General features: G+C 66.1%; 17 protein-coding genes. 5 read left to right on the top strand and 12 right to left on the bottom strand.

The features are described from left to right. Positions 1-79: 79 nt before the first annotated feature. The 6 genes from ABD810_RS31340 to ABD810_RS31315 form a co-directional block, all read right to left on the bottom strand. A complete protein-coding gene (locus tag ABD810_RS31340; protein WP_344948849.1) occupies positions 80-1,474 on the bottom strand; it encodes an NAD(P)/FAD-dependent oxidoreductase in 1,395 nt (464 codons plus the stop codon). Between the two features lie 65 nt (positions 1,475-1,539). Beyond that, a complete protein-coding gene (locus ABD810_RS31335) occupies positions 1,540-2,391 on the bottom strand; it encodes an ABC transporter permease (RefSeq protein ID WP_344948845.1) in 852 nt (283 codons plus the stop codon). Beyond that, a complete protein-coding gene (locus tag ABD810_RS31330) occupies positions 2,388-3,242 on the bottom strand; it encodes an ABC transporter permease (RefSeq protein WP_344948841.1) in 855 nt (284 codons plus the stop codon). Before ABD810_RS31330 ends, ABD810_RS31335 begins: the two co-directional genes overlap by 4 nt. A 6-nt stretch (positions 3,243-3,248) precedes the next feature. Then, positions 3,249-4,511, bottom strand: a complete 1,263-nt coding sequence (locus tag ABD810_RS31325; protein ID WP_344948838.1) for an ABC transporter substrate-binding protein — start codon at positions 4,509-4,511, stop codon at positions 3,249-3,251. 8 nt (positions 4,512-4,519) lie between these two features. Continuing rightward, on the bottom strand, positions 4,520-5,671 hold the full coding sequence (locus ABD810_RS31320; RefSeq protein ID WP_344948834.1) for an ABC transporter ATP-binding protein: 1,152 nt from the start codon (positions 5,669-5,671) through the stop codon (positions 4,520-4,522). Positions 5,672-5,738: 67 nt separating this feature from the next. Then, entirely contained in the window at positions 5,739-7,172 is a 1,434-nt protein-coding gene (locus ABD810_RS31315) for a gamma-aminobutyraldehyde dehydrogenase (RefSeq protein WP_344948829.1), read from the bottom strand. Positions 7,173-7,444: 272 nt separating this feature from the next. Here ABD810_RS31315 and ABD810_RS31310 point away from each other — a divergent pair, with 272 nt between their 5' ends. Continuing rightward, the gene (locus ABD810_RS31310; RefSeq protein ID WP_344948825.1) at positions 7,445-7,945 is read left to right on the top strand and encodes an Lrp/AsnC family transcriptional regulator; all 501 of its coding nucleotides are present in this window, start codon (positions 7,445-7,447) and stop codon (positions 7,943-7,945) included. 15 nt (positions 7,946-7,960) lie between these two features. Here the strand turns inward: ABD810_RS31310 and ABD810_RS31305 are convergent, their stop codons facing one another. The 4 genes from ABD810_RS31305 to ABD810_RS31290 form a co-directional block, all read right to left on the bottom strand. Next, a complete protein-coding gene (locus ABD810_RS31305) occupies positions 7,961-9,097 on the bottom strand; it encodes a DivIVA domain-containing protein (RefSeq protein WP_344948821.1) in 1,137 nt (378 codons plus the stop codon). A 169-nt stretch (positions 9,098-9,266) separates the two neighbouring features. Further along, the gene (locus tag ABD810_RS31300) at positions 9,267-9,941 is read right to left on the bottom strand and encodes a class I SAM-dependent methyltransferase (RefSeq protein WP_344948815.1); all 675 of its coding nucleotides are present in this window, start codon (positions 9,939-9,941) and stop codon (positions 9,267-9,269) included. A 264-nt stretch (positions 9,942-10,205) separates the two neighbouring features. Then, positions 10,206-15,308: a hypothetical protein gene (locus ABD810_RS31295; protein ID WP_344948810.1), complete on the bottom strand. Its 5,103-nt coding sequence runs from the start codon at positions 15,306-15,308 to the stop codon at positions 10,206-10,208. A gap of 8 nt (positions 15,309-15,316) precedes the next feature. Further along, positions 15,317-15,610, bottom strand: coding sequence for a hypothetical protein (locus ABD810_RS31290; protein ID WP_344948805.1), 294 nt, complete (start codon positions 15,608-15,610; stop codon positions 15,317-15,319). 609 nt (positions 15,611-16,219) lie between these two features. Between ABD810_RS31290 and ABD810_RS31285 the strand changes: the two genes are divergently transcribed. Next, positions 16,220-18,007 carry a S8/S53 family peptidase gene (locus ABD810_RS31285; protein ID WP_344948800.1) on the top strand — a complete coding sequence of 596 codons (1,788 nt, stop codon included), beginning with the start codon at positions 16,220-16,222 and terminating at the stop codon, positions 18,005-18,007. A 299-nt stretch (positions 18,008-18,306) separates the two neighbouring features. Here ABD810_RS31285 and ABD810_RS31280 read toward each other — a convergent pair whose 3' ends face one another. Together ABD810_RS31280 and ABD810_RS31275 are read right to left on the bottom strand one after the other, a co-directional pair. After that, positions 18,307-18,651: a hypothetical protein gene (locus ABD810_RS31280; protein ID WP_344948798.1), complete on the bottom strand. Its 345-nt coding sequence runs from the start codon at positions 18,649-18,651 to the stop codon at positions 18,307-18,309. 197 nt (positions 18,652-18,848) lie between these two features. Next, positions 18,849-20,465, bottom strand: a complete 1,617-nt coding sequence (locus tag ABD810_RS31275; protein WP_344948795.1) for an NsdA family TPR-like regulatory protein — start codon at positions 20,463-20,465, stop codon at positions 18,849-18,851. Positions 20,466-20,642: 177 nt separating this feature from the next. On the opposite strand from ABD810_RS31275, the gene ABD810_RS31270 reads away from it, so the two are divergent. The 3 genes from ABD810_RS31270 to ABD810_RS31260 all read left to right on the top strand — a co-directional run bounded on the left by ABD810_RS31270 (position 20,643) and on the right by ABD810_RS31260 (position 22,302). Beyond that, the gene (locus ABD810_RS31270) at positions 20,643-21,218 is read left to right on the top strand and encodes a hypothetical protein (protein ID WP_344948792.1); all 576 of its coding nucleotides are present in this window, start codon (positions 20,643-20,645) and stop codon (positions 21,216-21,218) included. 299 nt (positions 21,219-21,517) lie between these two features. After that, entirely contained in the window at positions 21,518-22,093 is a 576-nt protein-coding gene (locus ABD810_RS31265) for an ATP-binding protein (protein WP_344948789.1), read from the top strand. Next, positions 22,090-22,302, top strand: a complete 213-nt coding sequence (locus ABD810_RS31260; protein ID WP_344948786.1) for a hypothetical protein — start codon at positions 22,090-22,092, stop codon at positions 22,300-22,302. The genes ABD810_RS31265 and ABD810_RS31260 overlap by 4 nt, the downstream gene beginning before the upstream one ends. Positions 22,303-22,327 lie beyond the last annotated feature (25 nt).

Raw genomic sequence — 22,327 nt, 5'->3', positions numbered from 1 at the left:
CCTCGCCCCACACGGTCGTGGTCACTGAGCGTCACTGGATTGGTGACCAACGGCACGTGCCGCCGCCCGTCGGTGACGCTCAGGAATCGAAGCCCAGGCCCAGCCGGTCGAGGGTGCGCAGCCACAGGTTGCGGCGGCCCTGGTGGGCGTCCGCCTGGGCGATCGACCAGCGCGTGAGCTGGATGACGCCCGACCGGATCGGCTCGGGTGGGAAGGGAATCGGCTTCTCGCGCACCATCTGCAGCCGCGTCCGCTCGGTCCGCTCCCCCGACAGCAGGTCCAGCATCACGTTGGCCCCGAAGCGCGTCGCCCCGACGCCGAGGCCCGTGTAGCCGGCGGCGTACGCCAGCCGTCCCCGGTGGGCCGTGCCGAAGAACGCGCTGAAGCGGCTGCAGGTGTCGATCACGCCGCCCCAGCGGTGGGTGAACCGCAGGTCGGCGAGCTGCGGGAACGTCGTGGAGAAGTGGGCGGCCAGCGTCGCGAAGGTCGCGTCGCGCTGGTCGTACTGCTGCCTGACCCTCCCGCCGTTGTAGTACACCGCGTCGTACCCGCCCCACAGGATGCGGTTGTCCTCGGTGAGCCGGTAGTAGTGGAACCGGTTGGCCAGGTCGCCGATGCCCTGCCGGTTGTGCCAGCCGACCGACCGCAGCTGGGCGGGGCTGAGCGGCTCGGTCATCAGCGCGTAGTCGTACACCGGCACCAGGAAGTTCTTCAGCCGGCCGAGCAGCGGCGGGAACACCCCCGTCCCGAGGGCCACCCTGCCCGCGCGCACCTTGCCGTGCGGGGTCGTCAGGTCGATGGCCGTCCCGTCGTCGCGAAGGGAGCGGACCGGGCTGTGCTCGTGGATGCGCACGCCCAGCGACAGGCACGCCTCCCGCAGGCCCCAGGCGAGCCGCGCGGGGTCGACCATGGCGCAGCCGTCGCGGTCCCACTGCCCGCCGACGTAGGTCGGTGAGCTCACCTCGGCGCGTGTCTCGCCGGCGTCGAGGAGCCGCACGTCCATGCCGAGCTCGCGGGCGATGCCCGTGTCCTCGGCCATGGCGTCGAGCTGCCACTGCTCGGTGGCCACGTGCAGCTCTCCGGTGCGCTCGAAGGAGCAGCGGATGTCGTACCGGGCGACGGTCCGCTCGATCTCGTCGAGGTTCTCCCGCCCGAGCCGTACGAGCGTGGAGATCTCCTGGGGCCAGCGCACGAGGCCGTTGCCCAGCCCGTGGGTGAGGCTGGCGACGCAGAAGCCGCCGTTGCGCCCGGAGGCGGCCCAGCCGATGCGCCGGCCTTCGAGCAGCACGACGTCCAGCGAGGGGTCGCGTTCCTTGGCCATGAGGGCGGTCCACAGGCCGGAGAACCCGCCGCCGACCACGGCCAGGTCGGCGGTCGTGTCCCCGAAGAGCCGGCGCAGCGGCTCGGGTTTGTCCGGACTGTCCAACCAGTACGGCTTCCGCTCCGCGTCAGCCAGTGCTTTCAGCGGATCCACGAATTCCACGTCCTAACGAACTGCGTTGGTTCCGTGCCTGCCGGTGCCGAAATGCGCTCCGGGAGTCAGGCGCGGCGCCGGGAGGTCAGCGTGTTGACCACGGCGATCGCCACGCCGACCGCGAAGATCAGCGTGCCGAGGATGTTGACCTGCGGAGGCACCCCGATGCGGACGGCTCCGTAGATCCACAGCGGGAACGTGATGGTCGCGCCGCTGGTGAACTGACTGATGACGAAGTCGTCGATCGACAGGGCGAAGGCGAGCAGCGCGCCCGAGACCACGCCCGGCAGGATCATGGGGAACGTCACCCGCCAGAAGGTGATCCACGTCGAGGCGCCGAGGTCACGCGCCGCCTCCTCGATGGACCCGTCCAGGCCGACCACGCGCGCCCGTACGGTCACCGCGACGAACGACACCGAGAACAGCACGTGCGCGAGGACGATCGTCATGTACCCGGTCTGCACCCCGAGGCTGATGAACAGCGACAGCAGCGAGGCGCCCATGACCAGTTCCGGCGAGGAGATCGCCGCGAACATCACCAGGTTGGTCGCGGCCTGGCCGCGGAAGCGGTAGCGGCCGAGCGCGATGCCCATCAGCGTGCCGAGGACGGTGGTGATCAGCGTGGCGAGCAGGGCGATGCTGATCGAGTTGGTCACCGCGGCGGTGAGGTCGGGGTAGTCCCCGAGCCGTCCCCACCACTTGAACGTGAAGCCCTGCCAGCTGACGTTGGACTTGCTCCGGGTGTCGTTGAAGCCGAAGGCGATCATCACCGCGATCGGGGCGAACAGCCAGAGCAGGACCAGCCAGGTGTAGCCGAACAGCAGGCGGTCGCCCCACCTGACCCGCCTGCGGCGTCGCGGGCCGACGGCGGATGCCTCGGCCTCGGCCGGAAGCGCTGGGCTGAGTGGTCCGCTCATCGGGCCGCCGCCTCCAGGACGTTCTCGGTGCCGAGTGACTTGGCGTACACGAAGATGCCGATGAGCATCGCCGCCATCAGCGTGAAGGACAGCGCCGCGCCAGCCGGATAGTCGTTGTTCACGAGGTACTCCGTCTGGATGATGTTGCCGATCATCGTGTTCGCCGGCCCGCCGAGGATGGACGCGTTGACGTAGTCCGAGGTCATCGGGACGAAGGTCATCAGCACCCCCGCGAACACGCCCGGGAGCGAGAGCGGGAGCACGATCTTGGTGAACGCGTCGCGGCGGTTGGAGTACAGGTCGTAGGACGCCTCGATGACGCGGGGATCGACCCGCTCCAGCGCGACGTAGATCGGCAAGATCATGAACGGCAGGTAGTTGTAGGTGAGACCGCCCACGACCGCCACCGTCGTCTGCAGCACGTGGAAGTCGGCCGACAGCAGGCCCACGTCCTTCAGGGGCTGGAGCAGGATGCCGTCGTCGGCGAGCAGGAACTTCCACGACACGGTGCGCAGCACGAACGACACGAAGAAGGGCAGCAGCACCAGCAGAAGATATGTGGACTTGCGGGCTCCGCCCTTGAACGCGATCCAGTAGGCCACCGGATACGCCAGCGCGATCGTCAGCGCCGTCCCCGCCAGGCCGTAGGCGGCGGACCGCAGGAACTGCGTCTTGTACTCGACGAGCGCGTCGGTGAAGTTGGCCAGCCGGAAGGTCTGGACGAAGCCGTTCACCACGTCGCCCTCCTGGGTGGAGACCGAGGCCATGAAGACCAGCGGCACCACCAGGAAGATGACCAGCCAGAGCCCGCCGGGCAGGATCAGGAGATACGGCGCGAACTTGCGTCTCATCTCGCCCTAGCCCTGGGCGATCGGCTGGAAGATCCCCTCGAAGACCTTCTCCTCGGCGGGAGTCAGCGTCTTGTACGAGCGCAGCCGAGCCATGTCGGACTCGGAGGGATAGATCAGCGGGCTGCTCGCAAGGAGTTCGAGGCTCTTCTTGTCGTCGCCGGTCGCCTTGTCGGCCTTGGCCTTGATGATCTCCTGCGTTCCGGGGACCGGGGTGATGTAGTTGATGTACTCCGCCAGCGTCGCGGCGACCTCGGGCTGGTACGCGAAGTCGATCATGGCCAGCGCGTCGACCGGGTTCTGCGCGGTCTTGGGGATGCACAAGTTGTCGGTCCAGATGTTGCCACCCTCTTCGGGGACGACGAACCTCAGGTCCTGCCCCTCGGCGACCTGCTGGTAGATGTCACCGGACCAGGCCATGCACATCCAGATGTCCCCGCGGACCAGCGCGTCCACGTAGTCGTTCTCATAGTATTTCCGGACAATTCCGGCGTCGCGCTGCTCCTGGAGCTTCTTGCCGGCCGCTTCCCAGTCCGCCTGGGTCGACTTGTCCGGGTCGACGCCCAGCAGGAACATGCCGAAGTTCGCGAGCTCCTGGCTGTCGAGGAGCATCCCGACCTTGCCCTTGTACTTGGGGTTCCAGAGCTCCTTGATGCTCGTGATGTCCCCGTCGACGTACTTGGGGTTGTACGCGATCCCCGTCAAGCCCGACTGCCACGGGACGGTGAAGGTGTTGTCTGGGTCGTACGACGGGTTCTTGTACTTCGCCCCGGCGTTGGCGGCGAAGTTCGGCAGCTTGGAGTGGTCGAGCTGGACCAGGTACCCGAGGGCGATGGCCCGGCCGAGCTGGATGCCGTTGGTCATGACCATCAGGTCGTAGCCGATGTCCTGACCGGCGGCGAGCTGCGGCTGGATCTTGCCGAACCAGGTGGAGTTGTCCTGGATCGCCTCCTGGTAGGTGACCTTGACGCCGGTCTCCTGGGTGAACTTCTCCAGGGTCGGGTACTTCTTCCCGTCCTTGTCGATGTACAGGGGCCAGTTGGCGAAGCGCAGGACGCCGTTCTTCTTCTTGTCCGCCCAGTAACCGGCGGCGGCGCTCGGCTTCGGGGGGTCCACCCTCTTGCCCTGGACGCCACAGGCGGCCAGGGCGAGCGCGGCGGCGGACATGCCCGCCACGCGGAAGGCGTCACGACGGGTTATGCGGGAGCCCTCACGGCTGCGGCTCTGGGTCAAGCCACGCAGGAACGCCGGGTCATGGAGAGGGTTGATCATGAGGTGGTTCAACTTCCTATTGCGTACGAGTGTTGCGGCAGCCACGACAGCCAGACCGAGTCACCGCGCTCGGCCGTGATGCTGCTGTCCTTGGCGTTCTGCTCGAAGACTGTGAACTCGGCGCCACCCGCGAGGTTCACCGCGTAACTGTTGTAGGTGCCGAGGTAGACGACCTCGGCCACGGTGCCGCGTACAGCGCTGAGGTTCGCCCCCGGCTCCTCGTGCGTGATCCTGATCTTCTCCGGGCGTACGGTGACCTCCACCGAGCCGCCCTGGAGGGTGCCCGCCGCGACCGGCACGAGCACCCGGTCGAGCTCCCCGACACGAATGGTGGCCGTGCCTCCGTTGACCTCCTCCGCGATGCCGGTCAGCAGGTTGGAGGTGCCGATGAACCCCGCGACGAACTTGGTCGCGGGACGCTCGTAGATCTCCCTCGGCCCGGCGAGCTGCTCGACCCGGCCGTCGTTCATGACGGCGATACGGTCGCTCATGGTGAGCGCCTCGTTCTGGTCATGGGTGACGTAGACGAACGTGATGCCGACCTCGCGCTGGATTCTCTTCAGCTCGATCTGCATGGCCTGACGCAGCTTGAGGTCCAGCGCGCCGAGGGGCTCGTCAAGCAGCAGGGCGCGGGGGTTGTTGACCAGCGCCCGGGCCAGCGCGACCCGCTGCTGCTGGCCGCCCGACATCTCACGCGGGCGCCGCTTCTCGCGGCCGGTGAGATCGACGATCTCCAGCATCTCGCCGACGCGGCGCTTGATCTCCTGGTCGGGCACGCGCTTGCGCCGCAGGCCGAAGGCCACGTTCTCCCACACGTTCATGTGCGGGAAGAGGGCGTAGGACTGGAACACCATGTTCACGTCGCGCTTGTTCGGCGGTACGTCGGTGACGTCATGCCCGTGCAGCCAGACGGTCCCCCGGGTGGGGTCCTCGAACCCGGCGATCATCCGCATGGTGGTGGTCTTGCCGCAGCCGGAGGGACCGAGCATCGAGAAGAACTCACCCTCGGAGATCGAGAGGCTGACCCCCTTGACGGCCTGTACGACCTCACCGTGCGCTAGATATTCCTTGACGACCCCGTCGAGTTCGATGGCGGGCACCGGGGAGATGTCGGAGGCGGCCGCGGAGACCGCCTCCTTGCCCGCCTGGATTTCGATCATTCCAGGCTATCCCTCTTCTATGTCGACGGCTGACCGTCGATGTAGTGCATGTGCGCCGGCTCGGCCGTCATTCACCGATGTAGTGCATGACGTGCTTGACCCGGGTGTAGTCGTGCAGGCCGAAGACCGACAGGTCCTTGCCGTAGCCCGAGTGCTTGAAGCCGCCGTGCGGCATCTCCGAGACGAATGGGATATGGGTGTTCACCCAGACGACGCCGAAGTCCAGTCGCCGGGACATCCGCATCGCGCGGCCGTGGTCGGAGGTCCACACCGACGCCGACAACCCGAACATGACATCGTTGGCCTTGGTGAGGGCCTCGGCCTCGTCGGAGAAGGTCTGCACCGTGATGACCGGCCCGAAGACCTCGGTCTGGATCATCTCGTCGTCCTGCCGCAGGCCGTCCACGACGGTCGGCTCGAACAGGTACCCCTTCTCGCCGATCCGCCTGCCGCCGGTGACCACCTTCGCGTGGCCGGGCACGCGCTTGAGGAAGCCCTCGACGCGGGCGAGCTGGTTCTCGTTGTTGAGGGGGCCGTAGTAGGCGTCCTCGGCGTCCAGGCCACCGGTCTTGGTCGCCGCGGCCGCCTCGGCCAGCGCCGCCAGGAAGGGCTCGTGGATGCTCTCGTGGACGAGCACGCGGCAGGCGGCGGTGCAGTCCTGGCCGGCGTTGTAGAGGCCGGCGCCCGCGATGGCCTCGGCGACCGCGCCGATGTCCTTGACGTCGTCGAACACGACGACCGGCGCCTTGCCGCCCAGCTCCAGGTGGACCCGCTTGAGGTCGTCGGCCGCGGACTTGGCGACCTGCACGCCCGCGCCGACCGAGCCGGTGATGGCGACCATGGAGGCGGACGGGTGGCCCACGACCTTGGCGCCGGTCTCCCGGTCGCCGACGACGACGTTGAAGACACCGGCCGGCAGGATCTCGCCCATGATCTCGGCCAGCTTCACCGTGGAGACCGGGGTGGTGTCGGAGGGCTTGAGGACGACCGTGTTGCCCGCGGCCAGCGCCGGGGCGATCTTCCAGACGGCCATCATCATGGGGTAGTTCCAGGGGGTGACCTGCCCCACGACGCCGATCGGCTCGTGCCGGATCACCGAGGTGTGGTCGGCGAGGAACTCGCCGGAGGTCGGGCCTTCGAGCGTACGGGCCGCTCCCGCGAAGAAGCGGAAGTGGTCGGCGGCGGGCGGGATCTCGTCCTCCGCCATGCGGGCGCGGGGCTTGCCGGTGTTGAGGCACTCCGCCTCGACAAGCTCCTCGCCTCGTGCTTCGATGGCGTCAGCGATCTTCAACAGGTAGCCGGCGCGCTCGGCCGGCGTTGTCTGCCCCCACGATTCGAACGCGGAGATCGCCGCGGCGTAGGCTGCGTCGACGTCCTCCTGGCCGGAGACCGGCGCCTGGAGGTAGACCTCCCCGGTGCTCGGATCGATCACATCGGAGAACCGGCCGCTCTTGGCGTCGACAAGCTCACCGTTGATGAAGTTCTGCAGACGGGTGGTCAACGTTGACCTCCTCGGGAGGTGGCTAGTTGTGGCGACTCTGACAGAGACCAGAGCCAACAACAAGGGATTTCGTCGCGAATATATCAAATCGCTACGAATTCGCTTGACAGTGGACCATGAGCTGACAACATGTCGCACCAAGACGGCAACATGGCGGGGACGGCCCCGTAACGGGTTTGCGGTAGCAGGCGTGATGCCGCCAGGCTCGGGTGGGCAGCCGCAGGGTGCCACGCTCGCGGTGATCGACGGGGTGCCAGGGAGGACGTACCGAGATGACGACGCCGCCGAAGGCGCGACGGGAAAACAACCACGACGCCAGACCAGGTCCGGTGGTTCTGGACGAGATCTCCAAGCAAATCATCGAGGAGTTGCAGGCCGACGGGCGCAAGGCGTACGCGGCCATAGGCAAGGCCGTCGGGCTGTCCGAGGCGGCCGTGCGCCAGCGCGTGCAGCGACTGCTCGACGCCGGGGTCATGCAGATCGTCGCCGTGACCGATCCGCTCACGCTGGGCTTCCCACGGCAGGCGATGATCGGCATCAAGTGCGAGGGCGACCTTGAGACGGTCGCCGACAAACTGTCATCGATCGACGAGATCGACTACGTCGTCCTCACGGCGGGCTCGCTCGACATCATGGTGGAGGTCGTCTGCGAGGGCGACAACCACCTCCTGGAGATCCTCGGCAAGATCCGCGCCATCCCCACGGTCCGCGCCACCGAGACCTTCGTCTACCTCAAACTCCGCAAACAGACCTACTCCTGGGGCACCCGCTAACCCGCCCGGCCGGCGTCAGACCCGCTGTTCCTGGTCTTCCACTCGTGCGTCGCCGCGGTCGAGGACGTCGGCGATCTCCGCGAGGAAGGCGTCGACCTGGGCCACGGCGTAGCCCGACTTGAAGACCACGGTGGAGAACGTCGCCTTCCTCACCTGTTCGGCCGTGAGCGGGTGGCCGGTCGTACCGCGCAGGGTGGCCACGATGCGGTCGAGGAAGACGTCGACCTCGTCCTCGTTGTACCCGGCCCCGAGCCGTCCCGGGCGGAAGAGCACCCGCTCGACCCGCACCGCCTGCGTCTCCATCCAGGCCGCCGTCAGCGCCTCGGCCACCGCAGGTTCGTCGGCGGCGACAGAGGCGTCGGACCGGCCCAGACCCCCGGTGCCTTTCGCCGGTTCACCGGTAACACTCCTGGACTCCCAACGTTCCCCGCCCGGCCTCCCGGGACGCCCCCCGACCTCATTCCCCGGTCCTCCGATTGGCTTACCTGGTTCCCTGAGCGGCTTCCCGAGTCCTTCGACCGGATACCCCGGTTCCCCGAACGCCGTTCCAGGCTCCCCGAACGGCTTGCCCCGCTCACCGGTCGTGTACCCGGACACCCCGACCGGACTCCCCGGTCCTCCGATCGGCTTCGCCAGTTCGGGAAGGGTGGGCGCCTCGTCCTCCTCCATCAACTCCTCCGGCGACTCATGGGACGACTCCGCCGCGCTGCCCGCCTCCCCGCCTCCCGACCCCGCCGGAGACCCCCCCGGTCCGCCGAACGGCCGGATCTTCGCCCGCGATCCATTTCCCTCCACCGGTGCGCCATAGGCGGGTACTTCCGGTGAAGTCGCCCCGGTTATGGAATGGGCTCCCTCCCACGGCGCCTGAGCCTGTTCGTCCGGTAGCTCGTCCCCTGCCTGCGGGATGGCCCGGGCAGGACGGCCGCGGGTCTCCACCGCCACCACGAAGGCGTCCAGCGCGTAGTCGACCGCGACCTCGTTGTATCCGCCCAGTTTCGTGTTGAAGCGGGACATGCGGATCTCGTCGGCGGTGACCGGGGGGCCCTCCAGCAGACCTCGGCCCAATGTGGCCTCGATGCGCTGGATAAGGGCGTCGACCTGCTCGGGGTCGTATCCGGTCCGCACTCCCAGCACACGCGGAAAACGGTTCACGCCGTCGTCCCTCCGATCCGGTGCCACCTCTACACCAGGCTCCCCATTCTGATCGGACGCGGTGGCGAAATCCAGGCGCCGGCAGATCCGGCGAACCCGGGCACTCCCGGTAACCCACGGACCGGCCGCTGCCCCAGTCCTGGTGCCGGAGCATGGCCTCGCCCGCACCTCACTCCGTCGACCGGGGCAATCGAGCCCTGATGTCCTTCGCCTCGATGTCCTCGATCTTGATGTCGACGAAGCCGAGGCTGGCCATTCGCTCCCAGATTTCGATGGACGGAGCCTTCCCTCCCGTGGTCACTCTCAACTCGCCGCCCGGTCGCAGTACCCGGAGTATTTCCGCGAACGCTCCCCCGTCGTCACTCCAGAAGGCGATCCCGCCTCGGACTGCACTACCGACGCCCCCGAGGCCGGTGATCTCGCCCATCCGGGCCAGACCTCGGAACGCCTCATCACTCAGCTCCGTAAAGCGCCCCAACCGCTGAGCCAGTTCCCGCCCCGTCCACAGCACAGGGTCGGAGTCCTTGTAGAGCCTCAACCTCTGTGCGAGCTCGGCGGGAGATCCGGCCGACTCCGGAGCGAACCCTTCAGCCTGGGCACGTTGATAAAGTTTGACCAGCTCCGGCAGCCATTGAATATTGGTGACCCCCAACTCATCTCTCAGATAGTCGGGGGAATTAGCGTCCAACACGGCGTACGCCCCGATTGCCGCATCGTCAGGCGCCTCCCCCAACCGCTGCAAACCCCTGGTGTTATAACCTCTCCACAGCAGGGGGTCCAGTGTCATCGTAGGCACGAGCGTGTTGACCAGCTCGGTCCGATCCCGAGAAAGCTCGGGAGCCAATCCCAATTCCTGGGCCTGCTTAAACAGGCGCGTCAGCGAAGTAAGTTGGCGGCCAGCGGCAACCTTCCGAGTGCGCGTCGCCGCTCATCCCGTCAACGCCGGGCTGACTCTCCGGGTCCGCCGTCCCGGTGACCGACTGCGGGCACGCTGCTCGACGGAACCAAGGTGGCCTGCCGCGCAAGAAACCTCAAGATGGTGACGGCGGCGGCGAGACCGAGGAGGGACCGGTTGACGGAGGCCACCGGCCCCGACATCGCTTGGAGGTCACTCCGTCGACGCGGGCGTGCGAGCCGTGATGTCATACCCGTCATAGTTATTGATCTTGATATCGATGAAGCCGAGACGAGTGAGGTCCTCGCGGATAGCGTCGATCGGAGCCAGACTTCCCGTTAACAGTCTGAGTTCACCTCCTGGTCGCAGCACCCGTGCCACGGCCGCGAGCGCACCCCGATTGTCACCGGTGAACGCGGTGAATGGCACGCACTCGAAGTAGACTCGATCGATCGACGCGGTTCGCAGCGGAAGGTGGCCTACATCCCCCACGATATCGGGTTTTGCGTCCACGACGATGTTGATGGCTATTCCGCTTTTTGCGGGAAAGCCACCAACGCGCCCACCGCCGATGGTCAACTGGGCCTCTTCGCCAAAAGCATGGGGCAGCCATGGTGTCTCCCATGTTGGATTCATCTCTGCGTATCGCTTCAAGACATCGACAAGCTGTCGGCCGTCGCGGGCCGAGGCCGGGTTCAGGCCGGCTTCCTCGGCACGTCGGTAGAGCTCTACAACCGACCATTTCCCACCGATCAGTTCCAGTTCCTGAGCGATCCTCTCAATTGGATTGGCTCCCCCTCGGACGGAGGTTGGGACATCCATCCCGGTGATCTGGCCCATTCGAGCAAGACCGCGATATGCCTCATCGCTCAGCTCCGTATAACGACCTAGCAGGTGAGCGGTCTCTCGCCCCTTCCACAGCAGAGGGTCGGAGTCCCTATAGTCAAGCATGCTCGTCCAGAACGAGCCCTTCATGAACCCCTCAGCCTGAGCATGTTGATACATCTTGACCAATTCCGGCACCCATTGGTCAATTCCGATCTTCATCGCGATCTTTATGTGACTAAGTTCACTGGGCCGCCGGTAGTAGAAATCCTCATTCATCGTGGACATCTCGCCGAGCGCTCGGAACGCCGCATCGTCAGCCTCCCCGAGCGCCGTTGACAGTTTCGAGTTGTAACCCCTCCATAGCATTGGATCCTGTGCCATCGAACGTTTCAGCGTGTCGACCAGCTCTGCCCGGTTCCGAGACAACTCTGGAGCGAATCCATTCTCTTGCGCCTTCTCATACACGCGCTTGAGTGATTCAGGAATGTATGAGGCGGTCAGATCCAGCTCTGCCGCGAATTCCAAGAAGGCACGGCGGCGTGACTCTCCGTTCACCAGGGAAGGTTCGAGAATCTTGTACATCTGATCCGAGGAGGAAAGCCCCGCCATATCTGCGACCGACCGCCCATGCGGACGTGCCGATGATGGGAGATCGTGAGTCGCGAGCGCGTCGTCCGAACCTACAACGCGCTGCTCATGAATCAGGTCCGGCCCACCGGGTGAAGTGATGGCGGATTCAACGTCACCGGTTCTGAGGGGTCGAGAGCCCGCCGATGCGGCTTCTGCGATGTGCGCAGGGGCGCCTGCTTCATGAATGCCCGCCACATGTGCCGAAACGCCGGCATGGGGTATGTCGAGCGGCCGCGGCCGGTCTGCAAGGCCCGGGCGATGCGCCTTGAGCACCTCATGTGGCTGCTGATCATGGGTAGGACGCGGTGCCTCTCGTGGAGCCGGCTCAACGCTCCCCGGAGCGTGTCGAACCGGCGCCTGACCGGCAACAGCGCGCTCCTCTTGTAGAAACCCCTTCAGCGCCTCGGCCAACTCGGCCCGGTTGGCCGCCCGCAACGGATCGAAAGCCGGGACCCCACTTAGCTCCGCCCCCCTATAAACCCTGTGCAATTCGGTGAGGGTGTACGGCTCCTTGACGGTATGCGGACCGCCCTTGTCGATCCCCACCTCATCGGCGAACCGGTAAAGTTGATCAGCCATCCGGGAAGGGGAACCGTCAGTTGCGGGATCGAGAATCCTGCCCATATGGCCAAGCGCGTACGCCATACCGGTGGGCATGTCAAGCGGCCGCACATTCGCGTACCTCGCGACGCTTCTTCCCCATTCGGGGGCGATCTCATCATGTACGACACGATCAGGAAGCCTTGACCAGATTGGTGAATAGCGCGCCGCTCCTCCCAGGCCGGGATCGGTCACCCTCCTCGACTTGGAGCCTGCCTCCATCTGGGACGCTTTCTCGGCCTCTATCGCCCTGTCGAGCTTCAGATAGGTCTTGGTGAGCTCAGCTTCAATAGCACCCCGTTGCCGGTTCGTAAGATCTGGGGCCTGAAGTAGCCGCGCCACTTCTGCCTCCTGGCGCCGCAGGAACTCCTCCGTCCTGAGCCTTGCCTGCCTGGCGGCAACGTCGCCCTCATGCCATTCTCGGTACGATCGCAACCTGGCTGCAAGTTCTCCCACCGTCGGGACTCCCGACAGATCAAAGCGGATGTACCCGCTTTGCATGGCCTGGTCGTAGAGCTTCACCAGGTTCCGCACCGCATTGGCGGCACGGGTCTCGGCAGGGCCTAGTCCGACCTGCCGGTCCAGATCTCCGACCTGCCTGGCCAGATCAAGGACCAGCTCTCCCGGTGAGGTCGACCGGCTGTCCGGCGTCAGATGGTCCACGTGCATGACGATCCGGCCGAGAGTCTCACTCTCCCCGATCGTCAAGCCGGCGGTACCAGTGGCGGCCGCGATCGTCCTACCCGCTGAAACCGCCCCGGGATCGGCCCCAGCCCACGCAGGCGGCCCGGAACTCTCACCCGGTGAATGAGCCGGCGCGGGAGTCGGCGTCTCTGCTGGAGTCAGGTCAACGCCGGCAGGGACATGATGCGCCGAGGTCCGGCCGGCACCGGCTCGTTCCCATTCGAGATACCCCTTCAGCGCCTCGGTCAACTCGGCCCGGTTGCCGGCCCTCAGCGGATCGAAGGCCGGGACCCCACTCAGCTCCGCCCCCGTATAAACCCTGTGCAGTTCGGTGAGGGTGTACGGCTCCTTGACGGTATGCGGATCGCCCTTGTCGATCCCCACCTCATCGGCGAACCGATACAAGTTGTCGGCCATCCGGGCAACGGAGATGTCGCCCGAGGGATCGAGAATCATGCTCATATGGCCAAGCGAGTAATCCAGACCAGGGGGCCTATCAGGCGCCCACAAGTGCGCCTGATTCGCGATCCAGTCTCCCCTGGCCGGGACGATCTGATCGTGACCGATAAGACTAGAACGCTGGGACCATGGTGGCGAAACGCGAGCCTCTCCTCCCACGCCGGGATCAGCCGCCCTCCTCGACTTCGGGCCTGCCTCCCCCAGGAGCCGCTGCTCTTCACGCTGCGCCCTCTGCAGATCCAGGCGCTTCTCGACAATGTTCGTCTGAATCTCGCGCATTCGCGGAGACGTCGAGGGCACTCCGTCACGACTCGCCTGCGCCGATCGCGACTCCCAGTACGACACGTCCGTCTCCGCCCGACGCCTTGCCCACCCCGCGTCACTGCGCCCGGAACTCCACTCCTTGAACTCTTTCAGGGTGTGTGCCAGTTCCGCCCCCGTCGTCGCTCTCGACGGATCGAACCGGACGTACTCGCTGCGCTCGGCTTGATCGAACAGTGCCACCAGGTTCCGCACCGCATTGGCGGCAGGAGTGTCGCCAGGACGCAATCCGACGTCACCGGCCAACTTAAGGACCTGCTCCCCCGGCACGACGGACCGGCTTCCCGGCGTCAGATGTTCTACAGCCTGAGCGACCCGGCCGAGAGTCTCACTCTCCCCGATCGTCAAGCCGGCGGTACCAGTGGCGGCCGCGATCGTCCTACCCGCTGAAACCGCCCCGGGATCGGCCCCAGCCCACGCAGGCGGCCCGGAACTCTCACCCGGTGAATGAGCCGGCGCGGAATGCGCATTGATGATCTTGTCGATGGTGCCACCAGGGCCGGTGGACGCGGTCCCCGCCGGACCGGTCTCCGTGGTTCGCAGGGGAACGACCGGGTCGGACTTGATCGCCGCTGGATGCACAGGCGGATCCCCGGCGCCGGCCAGGGCGGTGCCCATACCGCCGAGCGTCCCAGCTGAGGAGTGGACGGTGGACTGGGCCAACGGCGGGCGGGATTCCCCGTGAGTGCCCGCTGCCGTGGAGGACGCGCCGGGACGACTGGACTGGGCGGCTCCTTCACTGCCCCCGACCAGCGAACCGGCATGTCCGGCGTCGGTGGACGCGAGTCCCGACAGTGCCGTGTGAGCCGGTGCCGCACCACCCTCGGTGGTGGACGCGAGTCCCGACAGTGCCGTGTGAGCCGGTGCCGCACCACCCTCGGTGGTGGACGTGTGGAGGGACGTTCCGGGTACGGCTTGGGCATCGCCATGGTGGGGGGTGGGCCCGACGCTTCCCACCACGCCGGATGTCAGTGCCTGGAGCAGGTGCGTGCCGTCGAGATCGCCGCTCAGGGCCAGCAGGGGCACCGCCGCCCCGACGTTGGACACCCCGCCGATGGCCGCCTGGCCCCAGATGCCCTGGGAGAATCCGGCCAGTCCAGCGTGCGGCAGTCGCGCGGCCGCGAAACCGAGCCCGCTGAACAGCGCCCCGCCCGCGAGACCGGTCGCCGTCGACATCCCGATCGAGGACCAGTCGAAATCACCGGTCTCCCGTATACCCCCCGGCGCCACCATCTGAGCGGCCTGCACCCCCAGGTCCATGCCCCCTGAGATCGCGCCGAACTTCAGCATGTTGATCAGCACTTGACGTTTCAACTGCTCCAGCGACAGCCGGGTCAGCAGAACCCGCGGCTGGATCACCGCCCAGCCAGCGGGGTTCCATATCAACGCCACGATCGCGATCGCCAGGGCGATCAGCGTGGCCCAGGTCATCCACTGGGTGTACTGCGTGCGCACCGCGTGCTCACGCAGGGCCTCGGCCTCCACGGCGATCGCCTGCTCGATCTGGGCGACGAACTCGGCGACCCCCACTGGCGCCGAACCCTGACCTCCCAGGCCCTTCCACAGTTCGGCGAACTGCTCCTGCGCAGCTCCCTGCCAGCCGACATCACCGAGCAAGGAGTCGACCCTCGCCACCTCCTGCTCCCGCACCCCCTTGAGCCACTCAGCGCACCCGGCGAGCGCCTCACTGGCCGCCACCAGCTCGTCCACCTCGGCATCGGGATAAATTCCCCCCGTGAGATACGGCACGAGCGACCGGAAAGGACCAGGAAGATCGTCAAGATCCATACCCATCCCCGCTCCTACCGGGGCTGGATCGTCGAGAGAGCTTCCGCCTGTTGGTAGTTGAGCTGGGCCTGCCGCAGTCGCTGCGTGTAATCCTCCTGCAGCCTTTCCCGCAGGAAGCCCAGCGCCGCGTCGATCGCCTCTAGACGAGCCTGGTGCTGCTCCATGTAGGCATGGCCGTAGTCGTCCTCGGTCACGACGACTGGAATCTCGCCCTTCACCGCCTGGAACTTCTCACGACCCTTGCCGATCAGCCCGCCCACCTCATGGACGGCATCGGCCAGGCCTCGGAGAAGCGCCTGATCGGCCACCAATTGATTCCGGTCCGGCATAAAGTCCCCCAACACCCCACCCGATGGACTCGGCAGCCTAGTCGATCTCGACCTACACGTACAGCGCACTCACGGCAAACACGACAACATTGCAAACGGAAGCGACATCGATTGGCTTTCCTCTCAAACCCGGACAGAGAGCTGTTATACCCCCAATCACCTCCCGCGCCCTTGGGGCCCGAGCCCGCCACTATCACCGCCCTCCGGTGCGGTACGCCTCCCCTGCGTCTGTCCGCCGTCTCCGCCGCGCTCTCCTGTCGCCGGGTACCGTTTGCACCGGTTGGGAGGACCGTGGCCGTTCCGTGGGTGCGGAGCTGGAATTCGGGTGCGTCATCCCTGGTCGATGCCTGCGGAGAATGGTGGGTCGATTACCGGGATGTGGGGGTCGAGCTGTTTCCGGTTCGGCGGCATTCTTGGTTCCGGCGCCTCTGCCTGGCGGACTTTCGCGGGAACGCGGGCAGAGGCGTCCGCTTGGTGTGACCTGGCCCTGCTCGTAGGGCCACGACTGGCTTTCTGCCGCCACACTTTCCCCGCTACGATGCGATGGCATCCGCTCTGGAATCTCTACCCGCGAGGAGACCAGGGACAATGGGGGAATTTGTCGGCTTAAATCCGCATGGGGTGCGGTTACTGATTACCGCTCTGGGAGAAACCGCCCAGCGCGCTGCGGCGTTGAAGCCCTATCTGTCGGCTTCGATCACCCAAGCCGGGGTCGACTGGCCCGCAGGCCCGGCCACCGAGGTCCTGGACCGCTGCCTCCAGTTCCTCACCGCCGCCCACGCCGACCTCTCCTGGCGCGCTCAGACCATCGAGCGCATCGAGAACGCGTCGTCCAAGGACGGAGTGAAGGGCGCGGAGTTCCCCTTCCCCAGCGCCGCGTCCGCCCACGCCGCCGGGATCATCGCGGGTGACCTCGTGAAAGCGGCCTGGGCCGCGTACCAGGCCGACCCCACCGTGACGAACCGGCGCGAGCTGCTGTCGGCCCTGGCCGACCGGCAGGGCAAAGCCAGTGATCCCGAGTACGCCGCGGGGTTGCTCAACCAGCTCGGCGCCTCGGCGTTCGCCGGCATCCTGCGCGCCGCGAGCCTCAACGACCAGAACAACCGCATCGGGTACGACCCCACCGACCTGGCCAGAGTGCGCAAGCAGCTGGGGCCGCTGGCCGAGGCGTTCGCCGCCGCCGACCCCACCGGCGCCGCCCCCGCCGATCTGCGCACCCGCCTGCTCGACAAGACCCCGCTCAGCGACCTGGCCGTGCTGCTGGCACTCGCACCGCAATCCACCTCGTTCATCGTGGCCGCCGGGACCAAGCTCGCCAAAGCCAGCGGCTCCAAGAGCCCTGACCTCAACTGGAACACCCACTGGCTCGTCAAGTCCCTGACCCATGACATCGCAGCCACCCAGCAACTCCTGGCCGACCCCGACACCGCCGAACTGCTGCTGCGCCCCGCGACCGTCAAAGGCACCGCCACGCCAGGCTTCGAAAAGATGCTGGCCGACGCCTTGAACAAGGCCCTCGCCCCCGAAGCCGGCGACGACACCCTCCGCCGCACCGCCTGGATCAACACCATCAAAGCCCTCGGCGACCCCGCCGCCTGGTCTTCACTGACGCCCTCGACCGACCAGAGAACCGGAATGCCGACCCCCTCACCCATCTCTCCGGTTCTAGCCGAACACATTCGTCAATACCTGCCGGACTTCGCGAGGATCTGGATGGCATCGGACCCCGAAAACGAGGCCGTCAAGCCGGCTGCTTGGAAGGACTTATCGGCTTCCGAGATCACGATGTTCTTGGGAAGTCTGTCTCGTGATCCTGCGGCATTGTCGGTGTTGGAGAAGAACTACACAGCCTTTGTCGGCAAGGTGGACCTGGGTGAGGGGCACCCGTTCGGCGACGCCGCTACCGAAGGTGAGCGGCAGAAGCAGCGGAACGTGTTCTTTGGCAGGGCAAGCGTCGCCGCCGCAGTAGCCTCGCTGCTGATAGGCGGACTTCACAAGGCTGACCTCAGCGAAGAGGAGGCCCGAGACACACAGATCCAGCTCATGCTCTTCCCACTGGACCTCGCCGTAGGCGCTTTCAGCGGTGGAGTAGGTGGCCATCTTGTTCTGGAAACGGCCATTGGAAAGGCAGCCGATCTCTATGTGAAGAACCCCGGGCAGGACCTTTTGAGCGAACTGTGGGACGGAGCACCTCCTGAGGAGGCCACCAGACTGACCAATGCCCTGGTCAATCGGCAGATGGCCGCTTTCGTCGCCTCTCGGCAGCAGCATGGCCTTAGTCCATTAAGCAAGAGTGATGTGAAATATACCAAGAACACTTTCCGAGGCTTACTGTTACCAGTAGTACTTGAAGCTCTCAAAGAACGGGGAGGGTAGTCATGGCAAGCGGTGGTGAGCTGCAACGTCAGGCCGAGGAAAGGGAGCTACTCGCGGCCCGATTTGATAAGTACGCTCAGGATCTAGGCACACTGTTCGACCAGATCAAGACTGGATCTGTGGAAGGGGGTCCAATCTGGACCGGGCCTGCGGCACAGCGCTTCGAGCGAGAGAGCAGCCTGCATCGATCGGATATAGATCGCCTCATAGAGCAATGCCTCTTGTCCGCACGCAATCTTCGATCCACCGCACAGCGGATGCGAAAGGAGGCCGAGCAGGTGACCGCATCACCCTGAATGTCAACTCATCGGAAGGCAATCTGTCTTGGCACTCACCTTGATATTAGGAACAGCAGCTTGCACGATCAGAGTAAATGTGATGCCGGGATCCTTCTTATGGAAAACTCCGATGCTCTGTCCCGGATCATTGACCGAACTGACACTACGATCAAGCTCATAGCCCAGAACGCGCAGTGAAGATCGCATAGGCTTGGCCGTTAAGTCGGCCAACTCTGCCGATGTCGTCCCATCGACCTTACCGAAATCACCGGTAGCCTGATATGTGCGGCGCGAAGTGCCTTCCGGACAACCGACAGGATCGTCACCACCCTCACCGCCTTGGTCGATGACTCTTTTGTTCTCCATAGACTGAGACGCCATGAGTTCCGTGCCATCCTGGACCATTACTCTCGTGGCTCCAAGAAGAGTGGGACTGCTTCTACTGCACGCAGCGGCCAGCAGAAGGACAAAAGCGCACACGGCGACACGTCGCATTCTGACGACTCTACTGGCCACTCGCTCCTCTTGAGGGTGACGCAATCTGAATGTGACCCCTCCCCGTCTCATCGACCGGGCATCGGGCCTGGTGTGAGACCGAGGCCGCGTAGTCCTTCATCGAGATCACGGACGTAAGCGTTGGTCGCCCAGGGCTGGAGACGGCGCCGAGTGGCATGAAGGCTTTGTCCAAGTCGGGCCGAGCTGTGCTGCTTCGCGATGCGGATAGTCGCCATGAGCTGGTCACAGGCCGCTGGGATTTCTCGCTTCAGTATGAGAGCTTGAGCGTATTCCAGCAAAACGAACGCGCGTTCCCGCACTACGTGATCAGGCAGGGATGCCAGCGTCTTCTGGCTTTCCGCGATCACCGCGTCAGGTTGGTTCAGCCTGGCGAGACAGAATCCAGTATTGCGTTGGACTCGCTCGGGCGAGAGCCAGCGAAGGTGCGGACGATCTTCGCCATTACGTGGTTGATCCACCAGCTTCATAGCCCGATCCATGGCATGCAAGCTTCCGGCGGAGTTACCGTCGACCGCCAGCGCGCGGGCCAGACTGGTTGCGGTGGCGGCCATTTGCAAGGAATCGGAGCATCTACGAGCCCAACCCTCAGCAGCGAAAGCGTGGGTTAACGCTATGGCTGGTTTTCCCTGATAACGCCAGGAGTGGGCCAGGAGCCCGTGGAGGTGCGCGATGAGCGTGGCGTCATCCAGCTCGTACGCCGCCCCCAAGCCTTCCTCGTAACGCTTCGAGGCACCGACGTAGTGACCAGAGTCGTAGTGCAGCCAGCCGCCCAGGTGGCTGAGGCTCCAGTAGGCGGTGATGAGGCGGTCGCGGAGGACCGGGGACAGTGAGTAGCTCTTGAGCAGGCGGGCTACCAGGTCGCGCTGGGTGTCGGCCATGTGGATAAGGGTCGCCGGGCCGTGTGTCTCGTCCAGCCGCCAACTGTGGGCGATCAGTTCCTCCAAGCTGGTGACGGTCGCGGCATCGACGCGGCCGGGGGTGCGCAACGCGTTGGCGAGCCGTAGCCCCTCGTCCGGGGAGAGGTGCCGTAGCAGGCCGAGGGCAGGCGGGCCGCCGAGGGCAAGGGCCAGCTCGAACAGCAACTCGCGTCGGCGCACGTCGGCCTCCTCGGCGCTGAGCACCCGGAGAACCTCAGCGCAGTTCGCGGGAGAGAGCCCGCAGGCTGCCTCCGGCATCTGTGCCGTCCACTTCGCGGCGGTCGCCTCCATGCTCGCACGAGACGCGCCGGCCGCCACGCGGCTGTGGTGGGTGGGCTGACAGGGGTCGAGGTGACGGTAGTCGGTGGCGTTGAGTGCCTGGCGGTCGAGCGGACTGTAGGTGGCATAGTCGTCGTCGCCGACCAGACGGCGGGCGGTGGTCTGGTAGATCCGGGCCAGCGTGGTCAGCGCGCGGACCGGCGGGCGGCGACCGGCCCCCGGATGGATCTCGTAGTCGTACAACCGGGCGTCACGCAGGCTGGCGGCTCCAGCCGGGTCCAGGTCGTTGAAGGCGTTGACCACATCGGACACCGTGCGGCCGTGCGCGAACCGGTAGAGCCGCAGCGGACTGACCTGATGATCCAGCGCCAGCACGTCGGCGATCTGGTCATAGGTGAACCCCTTGGCCCGCAGCACATCGCCGCGCCGCCGCGCGTTTAACAGGATGCGGTAACCCTCTCCGGTCATGATCGGCGCCTTCCGAGCTCATGCTTGTGACCTGGTCTCTCAACAGGCCAGGTAAATGGATTACAACAGAGAGTATAGGATCTGCTACTAACAGTATAAGAACTCGCTTGGTTGCAGTCCGGGCTGTCGTGGCGTTCCACGAACGTTCGCCGGTCGGTCGCCGTAAGGGTGGCGCCGGTGTCGCCGTACCTATGGCCGGCCGCTTCGGCGCCGGAGAACCATCCGCTGGGGCGGAGGAATCAGGGTCCGGGGGCATCCGCGGGGCGCGGGGACCAGCGTGCGGCCCTCGCGATCCACCGCGAAGCCCTGGGGCTGCTGGCAGGCGAGTTGGCCGCCGGCATCGACGAAAAGCTACCCATGGCCGAGCGGGCGGCAGCGGTGGCCGAGATCCTCAGCCGCTCGCTCTCCGGCAGGGTGGTGCTGTGCGACCTCTTCGGCGCACAGGGCAGCGTCCTGGAACACAACGTCTCCGTCGAGGTCGTAGCACGCTACAAGCGCGCCTCCCTGGAACGCCTGACAACCATGACCGCCCTGATCCAGAGGCACCTTCCGGAGCTGGGCAAGAACGCGACACTGTTCAGCCTGCAGACCATGGTCATGGCCGGCGCTCTGTCGGCGTACAGCACACCCCCACCCAGCCTGCAGGCGGCCTACCAGGCCGAACCCGAGCTGGCCCGCTTTCACTTGGAGCTGGAGGAATACCTGAAGCTGGCCCTGACCGCGACCCTCCTGGGCGTGCTACCCCGCCGCTGACCCGTACTTTCCTCCGGCACCCCCGCCGGGCTCCGTTGATCATCAAATCGGATCAGGCCGCACCCGGACGGCCGGCCAAGGCGACGGCTGTGCGTGACGGAGCGCGGCCGGTTGGTGGATCACGCCGGGTCGGGGTGCAGGATCCCTGCGGCGCTCTCCCCCGGTTATCGCAGGTCAGCATGCCTGCGGGGTGATCGGTTCCTGCTCATGCGCTGGGGGCTGCCGCCGGGAGCGAGAGAGGCGACAGTGCTGGACGGTGCGGGACCAGCCCGCCGCGCGATCCAGAGGAGGTGGCCCACGTGGCCGACCGAACCACCGAGAGCCAGGCCGCCTACGACGGGGTGGCGAACCCCGAGATGGATGCGGAACTCGTGATGAGGGCGGAACCCGTGACGGGTGCGGAATCCGAGATGGTGTGGCGCCGGACGTTTCCCGGTCTTCGCGAGCAGGCGTCCAGAGCGCGAGCCCTGGTGAGATGCCTCCTGGCCGACACCCACTGGGTGGACGACGCGGAGTTCGTCGCGGCCGAGCTGGTGAATAACGCCCTCCTGCACACGAGGTCCGGCGATCCAGGCGGGTACCTCGTCCTCGAACTGGTCCGCCGGCCGAGCGACATCCGCGTCGGGGTGTACGACCTGGGTGGTGACCGGTCGCCGGACCTCGCCGTGGCCATCAAGGACATACAGCCAGATACGCCGCGTACCTCTCCGGCGTCCGGCCGGGACGATCACGACCTCGATGGAGACCTGACGGAGAGCGGACGTGGGCTGCTCACCGTACGCCGGCTAGCCTGCCGGGTCGGCTGCCAGGGTGATCCGGCGGCCGGGCATCTGGTGTGGGCCCTGTTCACCGCCGCCGGGCGGCCGTCGTCATGACGACCGGGCCGAGGACGGCCGGGCTCGGCCGATACGAACACTGGGTGCGGGCGGGGCTGGGCCGCCTTCGGGCCGAATTCCCGCATCACGGCTTTCTGGTGATCAACCACGGGTGGTACGCCGTGCGCGGGCGCGGAGCGATCATCGTGTCGTCGGGTCCGGAGGAACTGCGCCGCGCCCTGGCGCACGCGGCGTCCCACACCGGCTGATCCGGTACAGAAACCATCGCGGACC

It is taken from the genome of Sphaerisporangium flaviroseum, from assembly GCF_039537005.1.
In the GTDB taxonomy this organism is placed as follows: Bacteria; Actinomycetota; Actinomycetes; order Streptosporangiales; family Streptosporangiaceae; genus Sphaerisporangium; species Sphaerisporangium flaviroseum.
Note: the sequence above shows the minus strand (reverse complement) of the source record. Positions and strands in the feature narration are given on the sequence as shown.